Origin of the sequence: Prosthecobacter sp., assembly GCF_044222345.1 — a bacterium.
Lineage (GTDB): Bacteria > Verrucomicrobiota > Verrucomicrobiia > Verrucomicrobiales > Verrucomicrobiaceae > Prosthecobacter.
Genome location: NZ_JBGANL010000021.1, coordinates 50,879 through 71,735 on the forward strand (window position 1 = coordinate 50,879; position 20,857 = coordinate 71,735).

The following is a 20,857-nucleotide window of genomic DNA, read 5'->3' on the forward strand; positions in this document are numbered from 1 at the left end:
CTTCGATGTTTTGTAAAAAAATGATGCCAGGCCTGAATGGCACTCGGTTAAGGTGGGGTTGCGTGGATTTTGAGGACGTCCTAAAATTGCCGGGAAAGGTCGTTTTTTGGAAAATGTTGTTTTCGTGCGACGATGCGGGCGAGTGCATGCTTGAGTGCTGAATGAGCTATCTCTATCCCTTCTTTCTACAGTCGGCAAAGTCGTGCCTAGATGCAGAGATTGTTTGGCTGCAAAAAGAAGCTGACTGACAGCTGTGGCGCTCCGAGACTGTCACAACCTGTTAAACAGGCAGATGGAAGTACCCATGAATATGGGGATGGCCGCGGAAGTACCAGACGAAGTCGGGGCTTTCGATCTGCCAGGTGTCCCAGACTTTGTCGGCGCCGATGTCGTATTTGCCGCCGTAGCAGGAGATGAAGAGGCTGGGGAGGAGGTTTTTGTCCTGGATGGTCTTGAGGGTGGCGGCGACGTCGTCGGGGCGGAAGCAGACGAGCATGCGGCGCATGGTTTCGAGGAGCTTGGCCTGCTGGTCTTTGCTGAGATCTGCGGCGCTGAGGCCGGGGAGGTCGGTCTTGCGTTTTTCGATGACTTTGGCGGGGCTTTCGGGGCGGGGCTCGCGGCCGACGAGGATTTTTTCCTGCTGTTTGCCATCGAGGGCCTGGACGAATTCGTTGAATACCAGACCCTGATACCAGAAGGGGTTGCCTTCGTGGTCTTTGGTTTCGTTGAAGGCTTTGGCGAAGTTGCCGTAGAAGATGGGGCGGCCGCCGAAGCCGAGTCCCTGATCGGTGTGGGCGTGGCAGCGGCGGGTGACGTGGTGGCCGGTGTAGATGAACTCGAAGTCGGGATCGGCGGGGGTGCCAAAGAAGCCGACGGAGGGTGTGTTTTTGATCTTCCCCATGAGGTCCTTCTGCACCTGCCAGTTCATTTTTTCGCGATGATCCGGATGATGAAGGGACTCAAAGATCTGCCGGACGAGATCCTGCTGGTCTGGGGTGTAGAAGGTGTGGAGGCGCTGCTCGGGGCAGATGTACCACCAGTTGCTGACGTAGCCGCGCTGCGGGTGGTCGCGCGGCAGCACGATCTTCGCACGCTGCTCTTCGGTGAGGCTTTTGTAGAACTGGGTGGGGAGGGAGTCTTTGGCGGCTGCGGGCGGGGTGGCGGCCCGGAGCGAGGGGAAGGCGGTGAACGCGGCGGTGGCACCGAGGGTGCGGAGGATCTCGCGGCGGCTGAGATTTTTCCGGTCGAAGGCGGCGAGGATGGTATTCATGCGGGCATCTTTTCAGAAAGGGCTGAAAAAGACCAGCGGGAATTGTGGGGCTCAGGACAGGGGTCTCAGGCCTGCACGTCGGCGATGTATTCGTGGACGGCGCGGAGGGTCTCGGCTGCGATGTCAGCGCGGGCTTTGGCGAAGGGGGGGCGGAACCAGGGGTAGCTGCCGAGGAGATCCGGGGTGACGAGGACCTGGCCGTCTGTGTCTGGGCCAGCGCCGATGCCGATGGTGCTGGATTTGACCAGACGGGTGATCTGCGTGGCCACGGCGGGGACGATGCTTTCCAGCACCATGGCGGCGGCTCCGGCTTGATCGATGGCCTGGGCGTCGGCTAGGAGGTGGTCGATGGATTCGGCGGTCTTGCCCTTCTTTTTGTAGCCGCCCTCCACCTTCACACTTTGCGGCAGCATGCCAATGTGGCCGACGAAGGGAATGCCCGTGTCGATGATGGCGCGAATCTGCGGGAGCATGCTGACGCCACCTTCGAGCTTCACGCAGGCTGCCCCGCAGTCCATGAGGCGCTTCGCATTCGCCACGGCCATTTCCGGCGTAAGGTAGCTGGCATAGGGAAGATCGGCGATGACAGGCGCACGCGTGACGCCACGGCAGACGGCGGTGGTGTGGTGTGCCATCATGTCCATGGTGACGCCGGTGGTGTCAGGCATGCCGAGCACGACCATGCCGAGGGAGTCGCCGACGAGGAGGAGATCCACGCCCGCGTCATCGAGCATGCGTGCGGTGGGGTAGTCGTAGGCGGTGAGGACGGCGAGCTTGGGGCCGCTGGCTTTGCGCTGGGGGAGCTGGGAAAGGGAGGTCAGCATGACTAGGCGATGACGTAGCGGGGGATCTTGTTTCGTTTGAGCAGGATGAAGGCGGCCAGCGGATACAGCAAACCGAGCGCGATGCCGATGTACCCGGAGGCGAGGGTGACGTTTCGCGTGGTCTCAAGCATGGCGGGATTTTTCACCTGCTGCAGGGTGTAAGCAAGGGTGAAGGGCAGGGTGTAGGTGAGGGTGAGCCAGGCGGTGAAGAGCGCCGCCACGATGCCATACAGGGCGCAGGCGAGAGCGGCTTTGCGAGCAAGTGCACTGAGGCGAAGGAGGCCGACACCGGAGCCGAACTGCACCAAGGCGTAAAGAAGGCCGGGGAAAAAGAGCATCCGCATGTAGGAAGCATAGGCTGGATTTCCTCGCATCATGTCCGCCATGAGCCCCGTCTGGCCTTCGAGAGGGGCAAAGCACACGCTGGAATTCTGAACCATGCTGACGAGGGTGAAGCTGCCAAAAAGGATGTACAAGCCGCCAATGACCTGAAAGAGGGTGGTGGACTGGGAGGGCGGGGGGGATTCCATGGGGGACCGCACTAGGGCAGGCGGGGCAGGTGATGTCACGCTGAAAATCATGCGTGACAGATCATCGGTCTTATCATTGAATAGCATCCAGTCTGCTTTCAACCAACCTGACCACCATGAAAACACTGCTGACTCTCCTCGCCTTCACGGCCTCTTTGACGCTGAACAGCATCGCCGCTGATCCACCCGTGAACACGGAATGTCCGGTGTGCCACAAGGATGCGCGTCTGATTTTCCGCAGCACGACGAAGGATGGCAAGCGCGTCATTTTCGCGACGGCGGAGTGCAAGGAGAAATTCGACAAGACACCGGGCAAGTATCAGGTGAAGCCGAAGTCCTGAGCGAGCAAGTGGAGTGAGGCAAACTTTCTGGCGGTGAGCCAGAGGGCACTCAAGTATCATGCGCTGGATGTGTGGATGCCCACTGCCGCTTTCGATCACGGGAGGGTATGATTCCTCATTCCGTGCTTGAGCGGTGGATTGCCCCACGGATACACTGAACATTCCTCTCATGCCTTCCAGCCTCCCGGACTCCACCCCACACACGACGGCACTCGACCGTGCACGCCGCAAAGCTTACTGGCATCTGCTGCCGCTGCTGTTTGTCAGCTACATGATCGCCTATGTGGACCGGCAGAATGTGGCCGTGGCGAAGCTGACGATGACGCGGGATCTGCCCGGCTTTGACAATGCGGTGATCGGCTTTGGCGCGGGGATTTTCTTCCTGGGGTACTTCCTGCTGGAGATTCCGGGCACGCTGATGGTGGAGCGCTGGAGCGCGCGCAAGTGGATCTGCCGGATCATGATCACCTGGGGTGTGATGGCGGGACTGACGGCGGCGGTGACGACGCCGTGGCAGTTTTACACGGTGCGCTTTTTGCTTGGGCTGGCGGAGGCGGGCTTTTTTCCGGGCGTGGTCGTTTATCTCACGCATTGGTTTCCCAGCCGTGACCGGGCACGTGCGCTGGCCACGTTTCTCGTGGCGACACCGATGGCGCAGATTGTGAGTCCGAAGATCTCGAATGCACTGCTGCAGATCGGTGCGGACGCGGCGCATCCGCCGGTGCTGGGCATGGTGGGCTGGCAGTGGGTGTATGTCTTCTGGGCGCTGCCAGCGGTGGTGCTGGGTGTCTTCGTGTTTTTCTGGCTGGTGGACCGGCCCAAGCAGGCGAAATGGCTCACGGAGGAAGAAAGCACGGCGCTCGAAGCCGAACTGGAGCGCGAACGTATGGAGACTCGCAAAGGCAAGCGCATGACCGTGCTCGAAGCCCTGCGCCATCCCAAGGTGCTGCTGCTCGCGCTGGTCTACTTTTGCACCGTCACCGGCAGCTATGGCATCGAGTTTTTCATGCCCAGCATTTTGAAATCGTGGTACGCCATGGACATGAACCAGCTCACATGGCTCATCATGCTGCCGCCTGCGGTGGCGATGTGCGGGCAGCTTTTCATGGGCTGGAGTTCGGATCATTTCAAGGAGCGCCGCTGGCACGCGGTGCTGCCCATCGTCATGGGCAGCACCGCGCTGGGCCTCATGCCACACACGCAGGGGAATCTGGTGCTGACGATGGTCTGCCTGATGACGGCGTTTGCCGGATTCAAGAGCTACATGCCGGCCTTCTGGGCACTGCCGAGCATGTTTCTCACCGAGTCTGCCGCCGCAGGCAGCATCGGCCTGATCAATTCGATTGGGAATCTCGGTGGCTTCCTGGGGCCGAATGTGCTGGGCACGGTGGAGAAAATGACCGGTTCGTTTGTGGGCGGGTTGTACTATCTGTGCTGCTCCATGCTGGTGGCGGCGACGATCATCTTCAGCTTTGGGCTGGGGAAAAAAGAGGTGCCCAAGTGATGTGATCAAAGCTGCCGTGAAGTCCGTGATGGCCCGGACGGCGACGGCTTGAATGAGACTGGGCGCGATGTGGTCCGGGTCCCGGCACTTTTAATGATTGCGGCATGCTGCGCCTCTTCACATACTCGCGCCGCTTTTCCGCATTTATGAAAAAAGGCCTCTTCAGCACCAAATCCACGGCTCAACTCATCGCTGAGTCCCAAGATGAATCCCATGGTCTGAAGCGTGTGCTTTCGCGCTGGGCGCTTGTTTCACTCGGCATCGGGGCGGTGATCGGAACGGGTATCTTTGTGCTGACCGGACATGCGGCGGCGGACTTTGCCGGACCTGCCGTGGCCTTGTCCTATGTCCTCTCTGGGCTTGGCTGCTTGTTCGCCGGACTGTGCTATGCGGAATATGCGGCGGCCATCCCCATCGCTGGCAGCGCCTACACTTATTCGTATGCGACGCTGGGAGAACTGGTGGCGTGGCTCATTGGCTGGGATTTGATTCTCGAATATCTCTTCGCCGCCGCCACGGTTGGGGTGGGCTGGTCCAAGCACTTCACGCCTTTCATGAAGGATTTCTTCAACGTGGAGCTGCCTGAGCAGTGGTGCCGTGCGCCGCTGGATTACATCGACGGGCACATCACGCACACGGCCAACTATGTGAATATTCCCGCGATTCTTTTGATCTGGATCATCACGGCATTGCTGGTGGTGGGCATCAAGGAGTCCGCCAGCTTTAACAATGTGATGGTCGCGATCAAGGTGGTGATCATTCTGATGATCATCGGTCTTGGCTGGGGCTACATCAACTCGGCGAACCTGACGCCGTTCATTCCTGAAAACACCGGAGAGTTTGGCGAATTCGGCTGGAGCGGGGTTCTCAAAGGCTCTGCGGTGATCTTCTTTGCCTACATCGGGTTTGATGCGGTCTCGACAGCGGCCCAGGAGACGAAGAATCCGCAGAAGGACATGTTCTGGGGGATGATCGGCTCGCTGGCGATCTGCGCGGTGCTGTTTGTCGCGGTGTCCATCGTGCTTTGCGGCATGGTGAGCTACAAGGAGCTGCATGTGGACGCCCCGGTTGTTTATGCGCTGGAGAAGGTGGCGGGCGACAGCTTGAAATGGCTGCGCATGGCGGTGGAGATTGCGGTGCTCGCAGGTCTGAGTTCGGTGATTCTGGTGCTGCTCATGGGCCAGCCGCGTGTGTTTTTCAGCATGGCCAAGGATGGACTGCTGCCGCCGATGTTTGCCAAGGTGCACCCCAAGTACGGCACGCCGCACATCACGACCATCGCCACGGGGTTCGCCTGCTCTCTGCTGGCGGGTTTTCTGCCGCTGAATTTGCTGGGAGAACTTGTGTCCATCGGCACGCTGATGGCGTTCAGCGTGGTGTGCATCGGCATCATTGTGCTGCGCAAAACCAAGCCTGACATGCCGCGGCCTTACCGCACACCATGGGTGCCTGTGGTGCCACTGCTAGGGGCAGGGATATGCGCTCTTCAGGCCTGCTCTCTGCCTGCCGATACTTGGATCCGGCTTTTTGTGTGGATGGCCATCGGATTGGTGATCTACTTCTTCTATGGAATCAAGCACAGCAGGCTGCGAAAGGAGCCGTGAATCCGACGGGTTAGGCTGTTTGCCTAGAGGGCAGATTTTACAATGCGGTCTCGCAGTTGGCTGAAAACTCGGGAAGCTTGGCAGGGTTTACTGGTTCACTGTCATGGCCCCCACTCCTGATGACTTCAAACATCGCCCCAAGGCAGATGATGAAGGAATTGGGAGGAAGCCGGCAACGCAGAGGGTGCCACTTTCAGAGAGCTCCCGGGGTGTTTCGGCGAAAATGCCGGAGAGGGCCAAGGCTCCTTCACTGCCTCCTGTGAAGGCACTGCCGAAAATTCAGCGCAGTGTCCTGCCGGATGTGCATGCTCCACCAGCAGACACCTGGCGGGTGCGATGGGACAAGTGGGGTGGGCGCTCGCTGGCTTTAAGCATCGTTGTTCATGTGCTGATCCTGAGCGCTGGAGCACTGATCGTGGTGCGGCATGTCACCGACAGGCAGTTGGATTTCATTCCTGGAGGCGGTTCCGTTCAGGGGGGACAGGCGGAAGATGCGCTGCAACACAAGATTCAGCAGAAGAAAAACCCATGGCTGAAACAGGCGATGCCCAATCGCAAACTGGCGGTGGCCAACAGCCTCAAGAATGTGATGGTGCTGACAGACCTTCCGGACATGCTTGATTTTTCGCTGACGTCCAAACCCATGGGTGGCGGTGGGGCGGTCAGTGGAGGCTTTGGCCTGGCGGGTGCAGCCGGAGGTATTGGTTCCGGAGTGGGACTGGGGACACAGAAAGGCATGGTGTTTGCCCCGCTGTTTGGCCTGACCATCAAAGCCAAAAAGCTGGCGGTGGTGCTCGACGTTTCTTCCTCAATGACTCCGCACTTGGAGCGTGTGGTCAATGAGGTGGACAAGGTGGCGAAAGGCAGCGTGGTGGTGCTTTATTTTGGCTGCGGACTGGAGCCGCCTGCGAAGCCTTTGGTGGGCACGAAGATCTTCCGCACCTCAGCGGTCGAGTTTGAAAAATTCTGGCGTCTTGGCGGGGCTACTTTCATGGAGACGGCGAAGTATAAGATCAAAAGCCAGGACCCCATTCCGAGCAAGGAGCTGTTCCTGAAGCTGTCGCGCCGTCCGCAGACTTATTTCATTCACAACGTAGGGGTGGGCTACACGTGGCTGGCGCTGCTGAGTGATGAGGTGCGCAATGCGGACGGGCTGTACTGGTTCTCTGATTTTCAGGACCCGGTGGACTTCAAGCAGATCGCCGTGGTGCTCGACAACTTGAAGCGCCGGAAGCAGCGGCTTTACATTCACTCTTCTGGCAGGGGGGAGTCTTTTGAACTCGTCAAAAACCAGCTCGTGGTGCCCACGGAGGGTGATTCGTATATTGAGGAGTGAATTGGTGGCGCATGAAGCCTGTCACCGCACTGGCACGAATCGTACGATGTTGCGGTGATAGACTTCGCACTCCTTCTTGTGCATCCAGATGCTGAACCAGAACAGCAGCGCTCCGAAGATGACGACGGCAAAAACCAGCAGCCGGCTTTTGGGAGAACGCGAAGCAGCGAGGGCGGCGAAGCTGCACAGCGACATCGCATAGTAGGGCCAGGCCCAGTCTTTGCGCCGCTGGGTCTGCTCCTGAATCAGGGAGGCGAAATCGGGCGAGCGTGTGGCGAGAATGCGCGGCGTCGCCTTGTCGCGCAGATCAATGTAAGGCCACACGCTGGCGCAGGAGACGCAGATGATGGCCAGCGCGAGCATGCGGCATTTCGCCTCGCCAAACATGAAGGAGACGATCAGAAACGTCAGGCCGATGCCCAGACCGTACAGGGGCAGGGGCTCCAGCAGCAGGTGCAGGTACTCGGGGTCGCAGATGCTCTGCCAGAGGGGGGTGAGTTCGCGCCACATGTTAAAGAATGACGAATGCTGAATGACGAATGGTCAGCACGCAAGGGCTGGGAAGACTTATGCAGCACAATGGGTCTTTACCGGATGCAAACATACTTTATTACAAGCTGATCGTGAAAATTCAAAAAGCATTCACCCTGGAACATCCATCCGTCGATCTTGCTTGGGGACTTCAAGAGGAGGCTTTTCGCAAACATTTCAAAGATGTCTCTTTAACTCAGATAACTGCGGGGCATCTAAAAACCCGATGCGTGTTGTTCGGCGGACTTGAAGCAGACGTTCACTTCCACTTTAATCCACGTCAAAATGGACGCTTCAGCCAGGTGGAGTTGTACCGCAGCCCACAACATCATCGCCAAAAGGCTTTCGATGATTGGCAAACACGTCTCATCAGGCTTTTTGGGCAAGGGACCGAGCAACGTAGCCAACTGCCCATGCACACCGCATATAAATGGGTAATCGATTCCGTGTCCGTAATTCACGAATGGTATTACCATTGTGGGGAACATGAGAGGATATTGGTTGCCACCAAGAGGTGATGGCGGCTGAGTAGAAGGATCAAAACAACTCGTTCTGTCCTGTAACGGGCGGCATGAGGCCGAGTTTGCGGTAGGCGGCGGGCATGGCGACGCGGCCGCGCGGGGTGCGTTTAAGGTAACCCTGCATGACGAGGTAGGGCTCGTGAACGTCTTCGAGGGTACTGGTGTCTTCACCGACGGCGACGGCGACGCTGCCCATGCCGACGGGGCCGCCGTCGAACTTGCCGATGATGGCTTCGAGGATGCGGGTGTCCATCTCATCGAGGCCGGATTCGTCGATGTCGCGCATGGTGAGGGCCTGACGGGCGACGTCTTCGGTGACGATGTTTTGAGCTTTCACCTGGGCGAAGTCACGCACCCAGCGGAGGAGGTGATTGGCGATGCGCGGCGTGCCTCGGGAGCGGCGGGCGATTTCGAGAGCGCCTGCGGCATCGATGGTCACGTTCATCAGGCGCGCTGAACGGATGATGATGTGCTGGATCTCTTCGGCAGTGTAGTAGTCGAGGCGATTCGGAATGCCGAAGCGTGAGCGCATCGGGGAGGTGAGCATGCCGGCGCGGGTGGTCGCGCCGACGAGTGTGAAAGGGGGCAGATCGATGCGAATGGTGCGCGCCTTGGGGCCTTGATCGATGATGATGTCGAGGCGGTAGTCCTCGATGGCGGGATACAGATATTCCTCGATGCTGGGATGGAGGCGGTGGATTTCGTCGATGAAGAGAACATCGCGCTCCTGAAGATTGGTGAGGATGCCGGCGAGATCACCCGCGCGATCAATCTGGGGGCCGCTGGTGGTGTGCAGCTTGGTGCCGATGGCGTTGGCGATGAGATTGGCGAGGGTGGTCTTGCCAAGGCCGGGGGGGCCGCAGAGGAGGACGTGATCCAGAGATTCGCCGCGCATCTTGGCGGCTTCGACCATGACGAGGAGCTGTTCTTTGACCTTGGTCTGGCCGTGGAACTCGGAAAAGTCCGCCGGGCGGAGGGCGAGATCAAAGGGAGAGTCGGGGTCGTTGAGCGCGGGGTTCACTGCGGGTATAGGAGCGTGCGCGAGGCTGAGTGCAAGGTGGGTGGCGCACTAGACTCAAAATCTTGTATCCACCCGCCAGGGTGCGCAAGCAGCGCACCCAAACAAGGAAAGGGACGGCAAATGCTCCGGCTGGAGCACTATACGGCACTTGGCAAGTGCCGCTCCTTGGAGGGCTACTCGCGGCGGATGGAGTCGGTGAGGGTGCCGCGCACGGCGGTGGCGACGGCGATGGCGCAGATGACGAGGCCAAAGGCGAGAACGGAGACAATGAGTTCGACCAGGAAACTGAGGGGCAGGCCGGCGCCGCGTTCGATCAACTGAGGCAGGACGGCGAGGGAGGCGGTGAGGACGCCGAGAATGAGGCCAAGGACGAGCAGCAGGCTGTGCTCTCCCATGATCATGCGGCGCAGCGCTCCGGCACGGAAGCCGAGGGCCTGCATGAGGCCGAGTTCACCACGGCGCTCCAGCACATGGCGGGCGATGAGGACGCCGATGCCGGCGGTGCCCAGCAGCACGCCGAGTCCGCCGAGGACGGTGAAGATGCCGATGTAGGTGTTTTGCACGCTGAGGAAGAGTTCAAGCCGCTGCCGGGTGGGCTCCAAGGCGAGGCCGCGCTGCTCAAGCTGGCGGGTGAGATGGGCGGCGATTTCGGCAGACTGCTCCGGTTTGGCGTCGATCAAGAAAAAGCGGTAACCGGCGGCATCAGGATATTTTGAGAGGTAGTCTTTTTCGCTGATGATCATCTTGCCCTGCAGGATGGAGCCCGCCAGCAGACCGACGATTTTTACTTGGAAGATGTTTCCGGAGCTGTCTTGGTAGTCCAGCATATCGCCGACGCCTTTGCCAAGACCCCACATGGCGGTGGCTTGATCGGCGATGGCGGGGATGCAGGTGGTGTCACTGAGTTTGTCCCAGGAGCCTGAGGCAAAGGCGAAGGTGCCGGCAAGCTTGGCGGGGTCTGCGGCCACGAGCACAGGCTTTTGGGCGCGGTTGAGATTCAAGCAGCTCGCGTCATCGCCATCGCGCACGCGGAAGGGCACCAGACGGGCCTGGGGCATGAGTTTTTCATCGAGACCGAAGGCATCCCAGCCCGCCTTGCTGTTGAGGTCTTCATAAACGGGCAGGGAGGATTCGCCGATGAGGGCAAAGCCGCCGGTGCCGGAGTCGCGTGCGGTGGTGTCTCCTGCGCTCATGCGGAAGGCGTTTACTGCCACCACGAGGAAGATGCCGCCTGCCATCATGCCGATGACGGCGAGGCTGCGGGAAGGGCGGCGGGAAATATTGCGCAGGCCGATCTGGTGGAGGGAGCGGGCGAGCGTGCCGCTGTCTCGGCGCATCCAGCCGCGCAGGAAGAGCAGGCCAGAGATCATCATCAGCATGCCGGAACCAAAGAACATGCCAGCGACGGCTTCGGGATTTTTCAGCACGAACCCAGCGGCGAGCAGTGACAGCGCGACGACAGCGAGGATGAGCATAGCCTTGATGCCGCGCTTTTTCTGCACCGGCCGGAGGTCATCGCTCCAGGAACCGGCCAGCAGGTCACGCGCCTGGATTTTGAAAAGCTTCCGACTGGCCCAACCGAGGGTGAGCAGTACCACGACCAGCGTGGAGAGGGCCGCGCTGACGATGGTGGCAAAGCTGGCGCTGAAGATGAGAGGCAGCCCCTGGGTGGCACCCGTCCAGATGGCGGAAAGGCCATGCAGAGCGGTCTGCGTGTAAAGGATACCGCCAAACACGCCAAGCAAAACGCCTACCACGGCGATGACGCCGGCCTCCAGCAGCCAAGCGCGGCGCACCATGCGGCGAGTCCAGCCGACGGCAAGGAGCAGGCCGATCTGTGAAGCGCGGCGCTCCAGGGTGAAGAGGAAGAGCAGCGCGGCGAAGACGAGCGCCGCCGCGATGAGAAACATGCTCAGGCCGATGAAGAGGCCGCCGAAGTCCACACTGCCTTTGGCGGCGTTTCCGGCATCCTGTTTGAAATTGCGCGGCACCAGAGCGATGTCTGCAAGCTGCAGGCGAAGGGCGAGTGCATTTGACTTTGCCTCCATGGTCTGGCCTTCATTGGGCAGGCGAATGGCGGTGAGTTTGCCAAAGCGATTGGCCCAGAGTTTTTGACCGGCGGCCAGGGTGATGAATCCCTTGGGGGTGCCTTTGAATTCATCCCAGTAGGCCTCGTCTTTGTCGCGGATGGCCTTCATGTCCATGGGGATGCCGGGCTCCCAGTCGCGGCAGTTGTCCACGTCCGAGACGCCGGGGAAATCGGGAGTCCAGGCCTTGGTGACCATGGGATCATTCATCGGAAGGATTTTCGCGACCTTGAACTTCGCGGACTGCTGCTTGAGATCGCGGCCCAGACCTACCACAAAATATTTGACCTCCAGTTCATCGCCAATGGCAAGTTTGTGATCATCCGCCAGCCATTGGGTGATGGTGATTTCATCATCCTTGCCATGTCCGGTCGCTGTGACCATGGAGTAGGGGGTGCCACCCTGCCTCGAGGTGATACCGTTCACCAGATAAGTCAGCACACCGGAGGCTCCTTTGAATTCCATGAGCTTGTCGGCGATGCCGCGGTCCAGGAACACGCGGCTGGTGCTGATCTCCCATTCCTTCTTTGCGCCTTCGAGGCGTTTGAGCTTGAGCGCGAAATCTTCGAGAGTGCGGTGTTTTTCCAAATTCGCGCGCAAAGTACTGAACTGCGAATGAAGGAGTGCGTTCACACGGCCATCCATTTCGAGCTGGGTTTGAAGATCGGCGAGATTGACAAACACCGAGTCTGGCGGCACCTGCGAGGCGGTGAGCTGAAAGGTGCCGAAGTCTTCCGCGCTGATCACTGCGGCGACGGTGCGCCGGAGCGAGATGTCCTGATTGGTGCTGCCAGACAGCGGGGCATCACGCGAGATGGCGCTGGGGCGCTCCAGCCGGACGAGGATGGTGTCTCCAGCCTTCACGCCGAGCTTGCGTGCGAGCGGTTCATTGATGACCACGGCGGATTTCTCAAAAGCGACGTTCTTGGAGCTGGTGCTGAGCTTCCAGAAGGCGGAGTCCACGCCAAGCACCTGGGCTCCGTTCACACGCACCTTGCCATTGGCGGCGCTCGCTGCGCCGGTGGCGATGATGACGGGGGCCGAATGGGTTTTGCGCGCCAGGGCTTCGGTGAACCAGTGATCGCCGCCAAGGACGCCACCTTCCACTTTGCCCAAGCGCAAGGCGGCCACGCGCTGCAGGCTGGCGCGCACGGAATCTCCGACAAGCATGGAGCCGGTCAGGATGGTGGCGGCCAGAAAGGTGCCGAAAAGGAGACCCAGATGACCACGCCAGTAATGACGTGCGGACTGGAGGACGTAATCCGTGAGTTTCATTGCAGGACGCCTTCGTGAATCGTCAGCACACGGCCCATGCGGTCTGCCTGTGCACGATGGTGGGTGACCATGATGAGCGTGACATTGCTGCTCTTTTGAAGCTGGAGCAGGAGATCGGTCAAAGTGTCGGCGCTGGTCTCATCGAGTGCGCCGGTAGGTTCATCGGCGAGGATGAGGCGGGGCTGATTGATCAATGCACGGACGAAGGCGACGCGCTGGCGCTCGCCGCCGGAGAGCTGGGCGGGCTTCCAGTGCATGCGGTCCTTGAGGCCCACCTGTTCGAGTAATGACTCGGCACGCTGCAAGGCGTCTGCTGGAGGAGATTTTAAGGCGAGCGTCGGGAGCAGCACGTTCTCCAGCACGGAGCACTGGGGCATAAGATGATGGAGCTGGAAGATGAAGCCGATTTTTTGGCTGCGCACGGCGGCAAGCTGAGGGGCCGTCAGGCTGGTGAGGGCCTGATCATCAAACGTGATGTCACCGGAGTCGGGCAGATCGAGCGTGCCGAGAATGTTCAGCAGGGTGCTCTTGCCGCAGCCGGAGGGACCGACGACGGCCACGGATTCACCGGCTTCAATGCTGAGATTGATGCCGCGCAGCACGGGCACCTGCGCGCCGCTGCCAGGGTCTGTGTAGGATTTGGAAACGTTGGTGAGCTGGATGAGTGGCATGGGAACAGCGTAGGCATGCTGCGGGACTTGAACAGCGGGAAAATGAGGCATGCATCATGCCCGGATTGTCAAACGGACATCGTCTTTCGAAAGAGCTGCGGATTGATTACGCTGCCTGAACAATGCGCCAGCGTTTGGCTTTGAACTCATGACGGGGCAGGGTGTTGGGTTCGGCGAGCCGCACTGAAATACGAAGCGAGAAGGTGTCTTTGAGCTTTGCCTCAAGGCGCTTGAGCAGCGGCTTCGCCACGTTGCCGTCCATTTCGACGACCAGTTCGATCTCGTCCATGGCATCTACCTTGCGCTGCTCGACCATGTATTCGACGACTTCGGGGAACTGCCGCACCACGGCTTCAATGGCGCTGGGATAAATGTTCACGCCGCGCACGACAATCATGTCGTCCACGCGGCTGAGGATTCCGCCGTCCAGCATGAGCCTACCGCGATGGAGCTTCTTTTTCACCCAGTCGCCGGTGCGGTAGCGCAGCAGGGGGCAGGCGGTGCGGTCCAGGGTGGAGAGGATCAGCTCGCCGCATTCGCCATCGGCGACTTCGACGCCTGTTTGCGGATCGACGATCTCAGCGAGGTAGGCCTCCTCCATGACCACAAGCTGCCGGGGCATGTCCTCCGTTTCGTAGCTTACGGGGCCGACCTCGGTCATGCCGTGATGGTCAAAGATGCGGGCACCCCAGAGCTCTTCGAGACGCTTGCGCACCTCGGGCACGCTGCCGCCGGTTTCACCTGCGACGATAATCTTTTTGATGCGCAGGCCCATGCGTTCCACACCGGAGGAGGAGCCGATGAGCTCGCCGAGGCGCAGGGCATACGTGGGAGTGCAGCATAGGACGGTGGCACCGTAGCGTGCCATGGCCTCCAAACGCGCCTGGCTGGACATGCCGCCGGTGGGGATGATGAGGTAGTCTTTGGCGGCGGCCTCATAAGCCGTCCAAAAACCGAGGAAGGGACCGAAGGAGAAGGCGAAGAAGATGCGGTCGCTCCCTTTGACGAGGCCTGCGGCTTCAAAGACGCGCTGCCAGCACTTGAGCATGGCATCCCAGCTTTCGGGAGTATCCACCCAGGCCATGGGCACGCCGGTGCTGGTGCCGCTGGTCTGGCAGAAGCGTGTGTACTGGCTGATGGCCCGTGTGAGATTGGTGCCGAAGGGGGGGTGCGCAAGGCGGTCTGCCTGAATGTCCGCCTTGGTGGTGAAGGGCACCTGCGCGATGAAATCCTCCACGCGATTGAGCCGGCTTACTTTGAGCTGCCATTCGCGGATCTTTTTGCCGTAAAAGCTGTCCGTGGTGGCGAGATTGAGTACGATGGAGCGGAGCTTGCGCCACTGGTTGGAGCGCAAACGAACCCGGTCGATCAATGGAGGACCATCGGACATGCAGCTAGACATGGCGAGGCATGAGGCGGGGTCAAGCAGGGCCCGGTAAAGTAAGCGTGGGGTTTAGTGCTTGGTTTGCCCAGCCTGCGGGGATTCTGTCATGCCGCCCCTCGATCGGCCGGGGTGGGCTGCCCTATAGTTTCCGCACGTCGATGCGCTGCATCAGAAGATGCTCGTGACCAGGCTGCACGGTGACCATGTCTTCACCCGCGTTGGCGGCTTCGATGCAGAGGAACTCGGGGTAGGCTTCATCGGGGAGATCGGCGAGACGCTTGGATTTTTCGATCCACGGATTCCAGACCACGGTGGCGAGGCTGCCGGCTTTTTCGATGACGAGTTCGCGCTTCCAAAGAGGATCATGCACGATGACGGTGGCATCGGAGATGTACATGCGGTCCACTTCCTGATCGATGACGATGGTGCCATGCTGCGGGCGTTTGTCGGGTGACAGGCGGCCTTCGACGTAGTGCGTGCCGTGCAGGCCATGGATGGCGACTTTGCGCACATCCTCCACATTGAGGTAGGTGTGCAGGGCGCCGGTCATTTCCCAGGAGGTGGCGCCGGTGTTGGTCACTTGCAGCGTCACTTGCAGCGAAGCGCCCATGTGGACGTGCAGCCTTGCTGAGAAAGCGTGCGGCCAGAAGGATTTCGTGGCGGAGGAATCAGACAGCTTGAAGACGATGTCCACCCCTGCCGTGGTCTCACGCGCCACATCGACCTCCCACAACATCTGGCGAACAAAGCCATGCGCGGGCTTGCTGCTGTCCGTTGGATTTGGGCCAAACCAAGGCCAGCAGACAGGGATGCCACCACGGATGGGCTTGCCGGGCTCCAGCACCGCCTCGGCGCTCATGTAAAGGACCGGATCATGCCCTTCGGGAATCCAATCGGTTACGTGAGCTCCATTCAGCGCGATGCGACCCGACGCAGCGGGATGCTCGATGACGAGGATGGGGTAGCCGGCGGGTTCTTCGATGAGTGAAACGGAAGGAGGGAGTGTCATGCGGGCGCACTCATATCCTGAAGCTCGCTGGCAGCAACTCCGCCATCGACATGGCCACCGGTTTTCCATCGCGCAGGAACCAGATGGGTGTGTCCGGCCATGCAAATTCTGCGATGACCTGACGGCAGGCGCCGCAGGGAGGGAACTCATGCCCGAGGGCGATGACCGCCAGTTCGGCGATCTTCATGCCGGGGCCTTCTTCGGCCACGGCATGGAAGATGGTGCTGCGCTCCGCACAGATGGTCAGGCCGTAGCTCGCGTTTTCGACGTTGCAGCCGGTGAAGAGATTTCCCTGCGCTGTCAGCAATGCGCAGCCGACCTGGAAGCGCGAGTAGGGCGCGTAGGCTTTCGCGGCGGCGGCGGTGGCGGATTCGAGGAGGGCGGACGGATGGGGCATAAGCTGAATGAGGTTGTGCACTTCTGAACGGTTCCGGCCTCCGTAGGCTGCTCAAGGATATTGCAGGAGAAATTCCACGGGTGTCAGCACTGGAACAGGGCTGGCAGCAAAGTCGGGGCCGTTACGTGTGATGATGCATTGAGCGGAACAGGACTCAGCCGACACGGTCTGCAACGCATCCTCCAAATCGGTGAAGCCAAGCGTGAAGGCCCGCAGGGCCTGCTCATGCCCCACCGTCGCGATGGTGACGACTTGCAGCAGTTCCTGAAGTGCCTTGCGTGCTGTGGCCTCGCCCGCCTTCAGGCCATAAATGTAAAACACGTTGGCAAGCGAGTGCCAGGCCATGAAGACCTGATGGCCGCGAGTTCCGCAGCACTGCAAGACGTTCAGGCTGTCTGCATCATGCGGGGCTCTCTGCTCAAGGACATCGAGCAGGATGTTGGTGTCGAGGAAAACTCGCATGTGCCACAAGGATCAAGCGCCGAATTTTTCTGCGAGATACGCATCGCGCAAAGAATGTGCATTCTCACCTTCTGCAACATGCAGAGTGCCAGCCCACTTGAGCGCCCAATCACCCAATGTCCGGGGGGCATGATGATGCAGCACGCTGGTGACGAGGAAGCTTCCATCCTCCTGCACCAGCGCCTGGAATTGAATCTCCTCTCCTTGATGAAGTTCCAGACGAAGCTCGTCGGGAATGGAGGTTACTACAGTGTTCATGACGAGGCGAGGCTAGCATGCAGCCGCCAAAGAAGCAACGGCAGGCACTTCTGCGATGCCGGGACTTTTTTGCATAGCCGAACCATGCCCCCGCTCACTTCTTCTTTGTCTTCTTCGGTTCGGCGGCGGGCGGTGCTGCTGGTTGCGGGCCGTCTTTGAGCAGGCCTGCTTTCATGAGTTTTTCTTTGGCGGCATCCACTTTGAGACCGCCGGTGGGGAGTTCGAAGCCGAGGTTGTCGCCATTGGGCTTGAATCCGTTGCCGTCGGCATCCACGTAGATGGGGTTGTTGTAGGCGCAGGGGACGACCTTGGCGTAGTCGCTGGTGCCGTAGCCAATTTTTTGATCACCGTCTTCATCGATGGCGACGACGATGAGATGGGCGTCCTGCTGGAGCGGCACGTGGATTTTTTCGTCAAACTTGATCACGCCGTCCTTGAACATCTGCGGATGGGTGGCGCGGGTGAAATTGAGCTTGGGATCGGGGCGGCTGTTCACCAGCACCTGCACGCGGTCGATGTCCATCCAGTCGGTGCACTGCACGCGCACCTTGAGATCAATGCCACCGGTGGAGCGGTCATCGTCTCCGGCGATCTTGCCGTTCTGGGTGGTGACTTCGAGGAAGGGACCGGTGCTAAGAACGAGGTGGCCTGCCTTGGCGTGCGGGGAGAGTTCGGCCCAGTCGATCTTGGCGGGTTCATCGGTGCTGCTGGGGAGGTAGCAGCGCCAGCAGCCGACACCATTGCCATAAACGGAGTGAGCATCCGCCACGCCGACGGCGGTGACTCGCAGGCCTTGATTCAAAAGCTGACGCCACACGAACTCGCGAACCGTGCTGACCTTCATAGCCAGGGAACCAGCCGGGCGGCTGAGGCGGAAAGGAGCGTCTGCGAGGATGTCTGTGCCAGCGCCGTTCTGGGATTCGGTGCCGTCGATCATGCTGCCAACGCCGACGAAGCCGCCGTCTTCGATGCCGTCGCTGTCGCGATCAACGAACATGTTGGAGAGGTCGGGGTGGTTGAACTGAATCCAGCGGTCGGCGCGCTCGCCCTGAAAGCGGCGCAGGGTGAGGACGGTGATGCGCGGGTCGTCATTCCAATCGGGCGCGCCACCATTTTGCTTGAGCGGCTCGGGCTCAAACGGGAAGGCATTGACGTGCTGGCGGCTGCCGGTGAGCTCAATGCCTTTGACGGTCTTGATGTGGGCTTCGAGGCCGAGGGCTTTGATGGTGGGCTCCCAGTCGTAGAGGCGGTTGTGCTCGGTGGTGGGGGTGAACTCCAGATTTTCGGCGGCGATGTTGATCAGGCGGCCGTCCGTGTCGCAGACGTTGTCGCCGCTGGGGGTGCTGTGATTGTGGAAGTCGGCGCTGATCCAGCCCTTGGTATCGACCACGCGCTTGAGGGTGCCTTTGAAGACGGATTCCTTGCCACTCTCAACGGTCACTTCCTGCTCCAGATGGGAGTATTCCGGACCACGCACCACGACGACGCGATATTTGCCGGGCGGAAGCTGCTGGGTGAACTGGCCGTTTTCGCTCATATACTGATCCACGCAGCCATGGGCGCGATGTTTGGGGCCGAGATTGAGCTTGGGCGCGTCTTGATCGAGGGGGGCAAAGTGAGCTTTGCAGGGAATGGGTTTGCCTGATTCGTCGGTGATGTCGAAGCGGATGGCAGCGGGTGCTGACAATACGACTTTGTTTGAGGTGGGAGCGGTGCCGTAGTTAACTGCCGGGAATGAAAATTTGGTCTGTGGGCGTCCCAGATCGTCGATCAAAATTTCGTTAATCACACTCTTTTCAAACGGCAGTTTGAAACTGAAGTTGCCCTCGCTGTCCGTGTAGCCCGGCACAGTCGTTTTGCCAAAAGGCACACGAAGCGTGGCGGTGCTGATACCTTTGTCATTCTCATCGACAATACGACCGCCTGCCAAGATCAACAGTTCACGTTTTGCCAGTTTGACTGCTAACACTTCCCCCACGGCCTGTGCAGGCGAGGTGCCGACGGCAAAGAAGCGTGAGATGACGACTTCCTGCCCAGGTTTGAGTTCCAGGGTGTCCTGCAGTTTCTCGACGCCATTAAAACTCAGGGTGGTGAAGGCATAGCCGCATTTGTGCGCGGGATTGATGGCATCGGCCCAGCGGATGCCATCCACCTCGCCAGAGGACTCAAACCGCATGAAGTCGTCCTTGGTGAAGGACTTCTGCGGCTTGTCGGTTTCGTTGCGGAGGGTGGTGGTGATGAAGATGCCCTGCACGCCGTCTTTGACGCGGTATTCATGCTTCTTGTGCACGCCGCCGTTCTTTGCGGCAGTGGTGACGGATTCCACGGCGGCGCTGCCGGGCTCCTTGGTGTCGATCATTTTCACGTAGCTCACGGGGCCGTGGCCACAGGGGGCGTAGATGACGAGCTGGTCGTTGTTGGCGCCGCGAAGGGTGAAGTCATACAGGCAGCCGGGGGTGACGCCGTCCTCACCGTAGAAGGTGCTCATGTTGGCCTTGCGGTTGGGCGAGTTCTGGGAGATCACGGCCTCCACCTTGTCGCTGCGCAGGACAAAGTCGCCGAGGATGCCGTCCGCCTCTTTGCCCTTGGGCAGTTCGGTTTCGCGGCCCAGCGCGGCTTCGAAGACTTCGGCGGCAGGCACGGAGCTTGCGATGAGGAGGGAGAGCAGGAGGGCTGACTTCATGGTTGGAAACGCAAGCAGTAACCAACGGACTTCGGAGTGACATCTTGTGAATGGAAACAATTTAGTTAGTTTGACCGGTGTCTTTTTCTACCAAGCGCCTCCTGTGGCTCGATCTCTTCCGTGGTCTGGCCGTGCTGGGCATGGTCTGGACACATTCGGCGAACACGTTTCTCGATGCCCGGCTGCAAGGCAGCGCGTGGTATCATGAACTGACCTATTACCACGGGCTGATCGCCCCGGCGTTTTTCTGGATCGCTGGATTTGTGCGGGCGCATGTGACCTCGGCGGCACCGAAGCCTGCGCTGCCTGCGCTGCCTGCGCTGCCTGCGCTGCCTGCGCTGCCTGCGCTGCCTGCGCTGCCTGCGCTGAAACGGCTGCTGATGGTGCTGCTCATCGGCCACCTGATGTATGTGCCCTGGCTGGATCTGTTCCACGCGCAGGCATGGCGTGCGGCGTGCACGGTCAATGTGCTGCACTGCCTGGCCATCAGCGGGATGCTGATGCTGGTGGCCGAGCGCTTTGGCCGCTGGCGGCAGGGTGTGGTGGCCGTGCTTCTGGTCTTTTTTGTGGGACTGCAAAAGTCGGCGGAAAGCTGGCACACGGGGGTGTTGTTGATTGATCAGTATTTCAATCGCAACCAGGGCTCGCTCTTTGCACTGTTTCCGTGGGTCGGATTTGGGCTGGCGGGTTTTTTGACGAGGGGCATTTGGAATGGCACGGCGGACCGGCATGCGGCGCTGGTGGCGGTGACGGGGGCACTGCTGGCTTTTGTGCAGCCGTATTCGCCCTGGCCGGGAGGGTCGCCGGAGTTCTTTCTAGAACGGCTCGGCTGGGTGATGGTGGCTGCGGTGCTGGTGGCGTGTGTGGCAGAGCGCGTGAATCACGTCACTGGCTGGCTGCGGCTGGCGGGTCGTGAATCGCTGCTGCTGTATGTGGTGCATTTGCTGCTGATCCATGCCGTGCCGCTGCCGCGGCTGCCCTTGCAGTTTCTCATTGGCATGACCCAGCCGCTGGGGGTGGTGTTTGGGATTTTTGTGGGGCTGTTTGTCGTGTCGCTGGTGCTGGGGTGGTATAACGAAAGGCGAAAGATGCGGCGATAGCGGGGTCACGTTGAGGATCAATGGCAAGAGCTTTGCAGTTTAGGCCGTA

At 60.1% G+C, this 20,857-nt stretch carries 19 protein-coding genes; 6 read left to right on the plus strand and 13 right to left on the minus strand.

The genetic code is table 11. The features are described from left to right. Positions 1-280: 280 nt before the first annotated feature. The 3 genes from ACILSL_RS13155 to ACILSL_RS13165 all read right to left on the minus strand — a co-directional run bounded on the left by ACILSL_RS13155 (position 281) and on the right by ACILSL_RS13165 (position 2,624). Complete coding sequence (locus tag ACILSL_RS13155) at positions 281-1,270, minus strand: DUF3500 domain-containing protein (RefSeq protein WP_395732498.1); 990 nt, start codon at positions 1,268-1,270, stop codon at positions 281-283. 65 nt (positions 1,271-1,335) lie between these two features. Then, the gene (gene panB, locus ACILSL_RS13160; protein ID WP_395732499.1) at positions 1,336-2,094 is read right to left on the minus strand and encodes a 3-methyl-2-oxobutanoate hydroxymethyltransferase; all 759 of its coding nucleotides are present in this window, start codon (positions 2,092-2,094) and stop codon (positions 1,336-1,338) included. Positions 2,095-2,096: 2 nt separating this feature from the next. Further along, positions 2,097-2,624 carry a hypothetical protein gene (locus tag ACILSL_RS13165; protein ID WP_395732500.1) on the minus strand — a complete coding sequence of 176 codons (528 nt, stop codon included), beginning with the start codon at positions 2,622-2,624 and terminating at the stop codon, positions 2,097-2,099. A gap of 116 nt (positions 2,625-2,740) precedes the next feature. On the opposite strand from ACILSL_RS13165, the gene ACILSL_RS13170 reads away from it, so the two are divergent. The 4 genes from ACILSL_RS13170 to ACILSL_RS13185 all read left to right on the plus strand — a co-directional run bounded on the left by ACILSL_RS13170 (position 2,741) and on the right by ACILSL_RS13185 (position 7,409). Continuing rightward, positions 2,741-2,965, plus strand: a complete 225-nt coding sequence (locus ACILSL_RS13170; protein ID WP_395732501.1) for a hypothetical protein — start codon at positions 2,741-2,743, stop codon at positions 2,963-2,965. A 169-nt stretch (positions 2,966-3,134) separates the two neighbouring features. Then, a complete protein-coding gene (locus ACILSL_RS13175) occupies positions 3,135-4,469 on the plus strand; it encodes an MFS transporter (protein ID WP_395732502.1) in 1,335 nt (444 codons plus the stop codon). Between the two features lie 146 nt (positions 4,470-4,615). Beyond that, positions 4,616-6,073 (plus strand): APC family permease, encoded by a 1,458-nt coding sequence (locus ACILSL_RS13180; RefSeq protein WP_395732503.1) that lies wholly within the window; start codon positions 4,616-4,618, stop codon positions 6,071-6,073. Positions 6,074-6,296: 223 nt separating this feature from the next. Continuing rightward, on the plus strand, positions 6,297-7,409 hold the full coding sequence (locus tag ACILSL_RS13185; protein WP_395732504.1) for a hypothetical protein: 1,113 nt from the start codon (positions 6,297-6,299) through the stop codon (positions 7,407-7,409). Between the two features lie 21 nt (positions 7,410-7,430). On the opposite strand, the gene ACILSL_RS13190 is transcribed toward ACILSL_RS13185, so the two are convergent. Next, positions 7,431-7,919, minus strand: coding sequence for a hypothetical protein (locus ACILSL_RS13190; protein WP_395732505.1), 489 nt, complete (start codon positions 7,917-7,919; stop codon positions 7,431-7,433). A gap of 29 nt (positions 7,920-7,948) precedes the next feature. Between ACILSL_RS13190 and ACILSL_RS13195 the strand changes: the two genes are divergently transcribed. Then, positions 7,949-8,458 (plus strand): hypothetical protein, encoded by a 510-nt coding sequence (locus ACILSL_RS13195; protein WP_395732506.1) that lies wholly within the window; start codon positions 7,949-7,951, stop codon positions 8,456-8,458. Positions 8,459-8,477: 19 nt separating this feature from the next. Here the strand turns inward: ACILSL_RS13195 and ruvB are convergent, their stop codons facing one another. The 9 genes from ruvB to ACILSL_RS13240 all read right to left on the minus strand — a co-directional run bounded on the left by ruvB (position 8,478) and on the right by ACILSL_RS13240 (position 19,708). Next, a complete protein-coding gene (gene ruvB / locus ACILSL_RS13200) occupies positions 8,478-9,482 on the minus strand; it encodes a Holliday junction branch migration DNA helicase RuvB (RefSeq protein WP_395732507.1) in 1,005 nt (334 codons plus the stop codon). 173 nt (positions 9,483-9,655) lie between these two features. After that, positions 9,656-12,844, minus strand: coding sequence for an FtsX-like permease family protein (locus ACILSL_RS13205; protein WP_395732508.1), 3,189 nt, complete (start codon positions 12,842-12,844; stop codon positions 9,656-9,658). After that, positions 12,841-13,515 carry an ABC transporter ATP-binding protein gene (locus ACILSL_RS13210; RefSeq protein WP_395732509.1) on the minus strand — a complete coding sequence of 225 codons (675 nt, stop codon included), beginning with the start codon at positions 13,513-13,515 and terminating at the stop codon, positions 12,841-12,843. The genes ACILSL_RS13205 and ACILSL_RS13210 overlap by 4 nt, the downstream gene beginning before the upstream one ends. Positions 13,516-13,621: 106 nt before the next feature. Further along, positions 13,622-14,905, minus strand: coding sequence for a phenylacetate--CoA ligase family protein (locus ACILSL_RS13215; RefSeq protein WP_395732510.1), 1,284 nt, complete (start codon positions 14,903-14,905; stop codon positions 13,622-13,624). Positions 14,906-15,038: 133 nt separating this feature from the next. Continuing rightward, positions 15,039-15,908 carry a D-hexose-6-phosphate mutarotase gene (locus tag ACILSL_RS13220; protein WP_395732511.1) on the minus strand — a complete coding sequence of 290 codons (870 nt, stop codon included), beginning with the start codon at positions 15,906-15,908 and terminating at the stop codon, positions 15,039-15,041. A 10-nt stretch (positions 15,909-15,918) separates the two neighbouring features. Beyond that, complete coding sequence (cdd, locus tag ACILSL_RS13225) at positions 15,919-16,305, minus strand: cytidine deaminase (RefSeq protein ID WP_395732512.1); 387 nt, start codon at positions 16,303-16,305, stop codon at positions 15,919-15,921. Between the two features lie 51 nt (positions 16,306-16,356). Next, entirely contained in the window at positions 16,357-16,767 is a 411-nt protein-coding gene (locus ACILSL_RS13230) for a type II toxin-antitoxin system VapC family toxin (RefSeq protein ID WP_395732513.1), read from the minus strand. A gap of 12 nt (positions 16,768-16,779) precedes the next feature. After that, positions 16,780-17,025, minus strand: coding sequence for a hypothetical protein (locus ACILSL_RS13235; RefSeq protein WP_395732514.1), 246 nt, complete (start codon positions 17,023-17,025; stop codon positions 16,780-16,782). Between the two features lie 94 nt (positions 17,026-17,119). After that, a complete protein-coding gene (locus ACILSL_RS13240) occupies positions 17,120-19,708 on the minus strand; it encodes a CehA/McbA family metallohydrolase (protein ID WP_395732515.1) in 2,589 nt (862 codons plus the stop codon). Positions 19,709-19,785: 77 nt separating this feature from the next. On the opposite strand from ACILSL_RS13240, the gene ACILSL_RS13245 reads away from it, so the two are divergent. Further along, complete coding sequence (locus ACILSL_RS13245; RefSeq protein ID WP_395732516.1) at positions 19,786-20,808, plus strand: heparan-alpha-glucosaminide N-acetyltransferase domain-containing protein; 1,023 nt, start codon at positions 19,786-19,788, stop codon at positions 20,806-20,808. Positions 20,809-20,857: the final 49 nt, after the last annotated feature.

Excerpts from the sequence above, each read along its gene's own strand:
- ACILSL_RS13210 (WP_395732509.1), bottom strand. The coding sequence starts at position 13,515 with ATGCCACTCATCCAGCTCACCAACGTTTCCAAATCCTACACAGACCCT.
- cdd (WP_395732512.1), bottom strand. The coding sequence starts at position 16,305 with ATGCCCCATCCGTCCGCCCTCCTCGAATCCGCCACCGCCGCCGCCGCG.
- ACILSL_RS13215 (WP_395732510.1), bottom strand. The coding sequence starts at position 14,905 with ATGTCCGATGGTCCTCCATTGATCGACCGGGTTCGTTTGCGCTCCAAC.
- ACILSL_RS13230 (WP_395732513.1), bottom strand. The coding sequence starts at position 16,767 with ATGCGAGTTTTCCTCGACACCAACATCCTGCTCGATGTCCTTGAGCAG.
- ACILSL_RS13155 (WP_395732498.1), bottom strand. The coding sequence starts at position 1,270 with ATGAATACCATCCTCGCCGCCTTCGACCGGAAAAATCTCAGCCGCCGC.
- ACILSL_RS13165 (WP_395732500.1), bottom strand. The coding sequence starts at position 2,624 with ATGGAATCCCCCCCGCCCTCCCAGTCCACCACCCTCTTTCAGGTCATT.
- ACILSL_RS13190 (WP_395732505.1), bottom strand. The coding sequence starts at position 7,919 with ATGTGGCGCGAACTCACCCCCCTCTGGCAGAGCATCTGCGACCCCGAG.
- ACILSL_RS13205 (WP_395732508.1), bottom strand. The coding sequence starts at position 12,844 with ATGAAACTCACGGATTACGTCCTCCAGTCCGCACGTCATTACTGGCGT.
- ACILSL_RS13240 (WP_395732515.1), bottom strand. The coding sequence starts at position 19,708 with ATGAAGTCAGCCCTCCTGCTCTCCCTCCTCATCGCAAGCTCCGTGCCT.
- ACILSL_RS13170 (WP_395732501.1), top strand. The coding sequence starts at position 2,741 with ATGAAAACACTGCTGACTCTCCTCGCCTTCACGGCCTCTTTGACGCTG.
- ACILSL_RS13175 (WP_395732502.1), top strand. The coding sequence starts at position 3,135 with ATGCCTTCCAGCCTCCCGGACTCCACCCCACACACGACGGCACTCGAC.
- ACILSL_RS13235 (WP_395732514.1), bottom strand. The coding sequence starts at position 17,025 with ATGAACACTGTAGTAACCTCCATTCCCGACGAGCTTCGTCTGGAACTT.
- ACILSL_RS13185 (WP_395732504.1), top strand. The coding sequence starts at position 6,297 with ATGCCGGAGAGGGCCAAGGCTCCTTCACTGCCTCCTGTGAAGGCACTG.
- panB (WP_395732499.1), bottom strand. The coding sequence starts at position 2,094 with ATGCTGACCTCCCTTTCCCAGCTCCCCCAGCGCAAAGCCAGCGGCCCC.
- ACILSL_RS13195 (WP_395732506.1), top strand. The coding sequence starts at position 7,949 with ATGGTCAGCACGCAAGGGCTGGGAAGACTTATGCAGCACAATGGGTCT.
- ACILSL_RS13220 (WP_395732511.1), bottom strand. The coding sequence starts at position 15,908 with ATGACACTCCCTCCTTCCGTTTCACTCATCGAAGAACCCGCCGGCTAC.
- ACILSL_RS13180 (WP_395732503.1), top strand. The coding sequence starts at position 4,616 with ATGAAAAAAGGCCTCTTCAGCACCAAATCCACGGCTCAACTCATCGCT.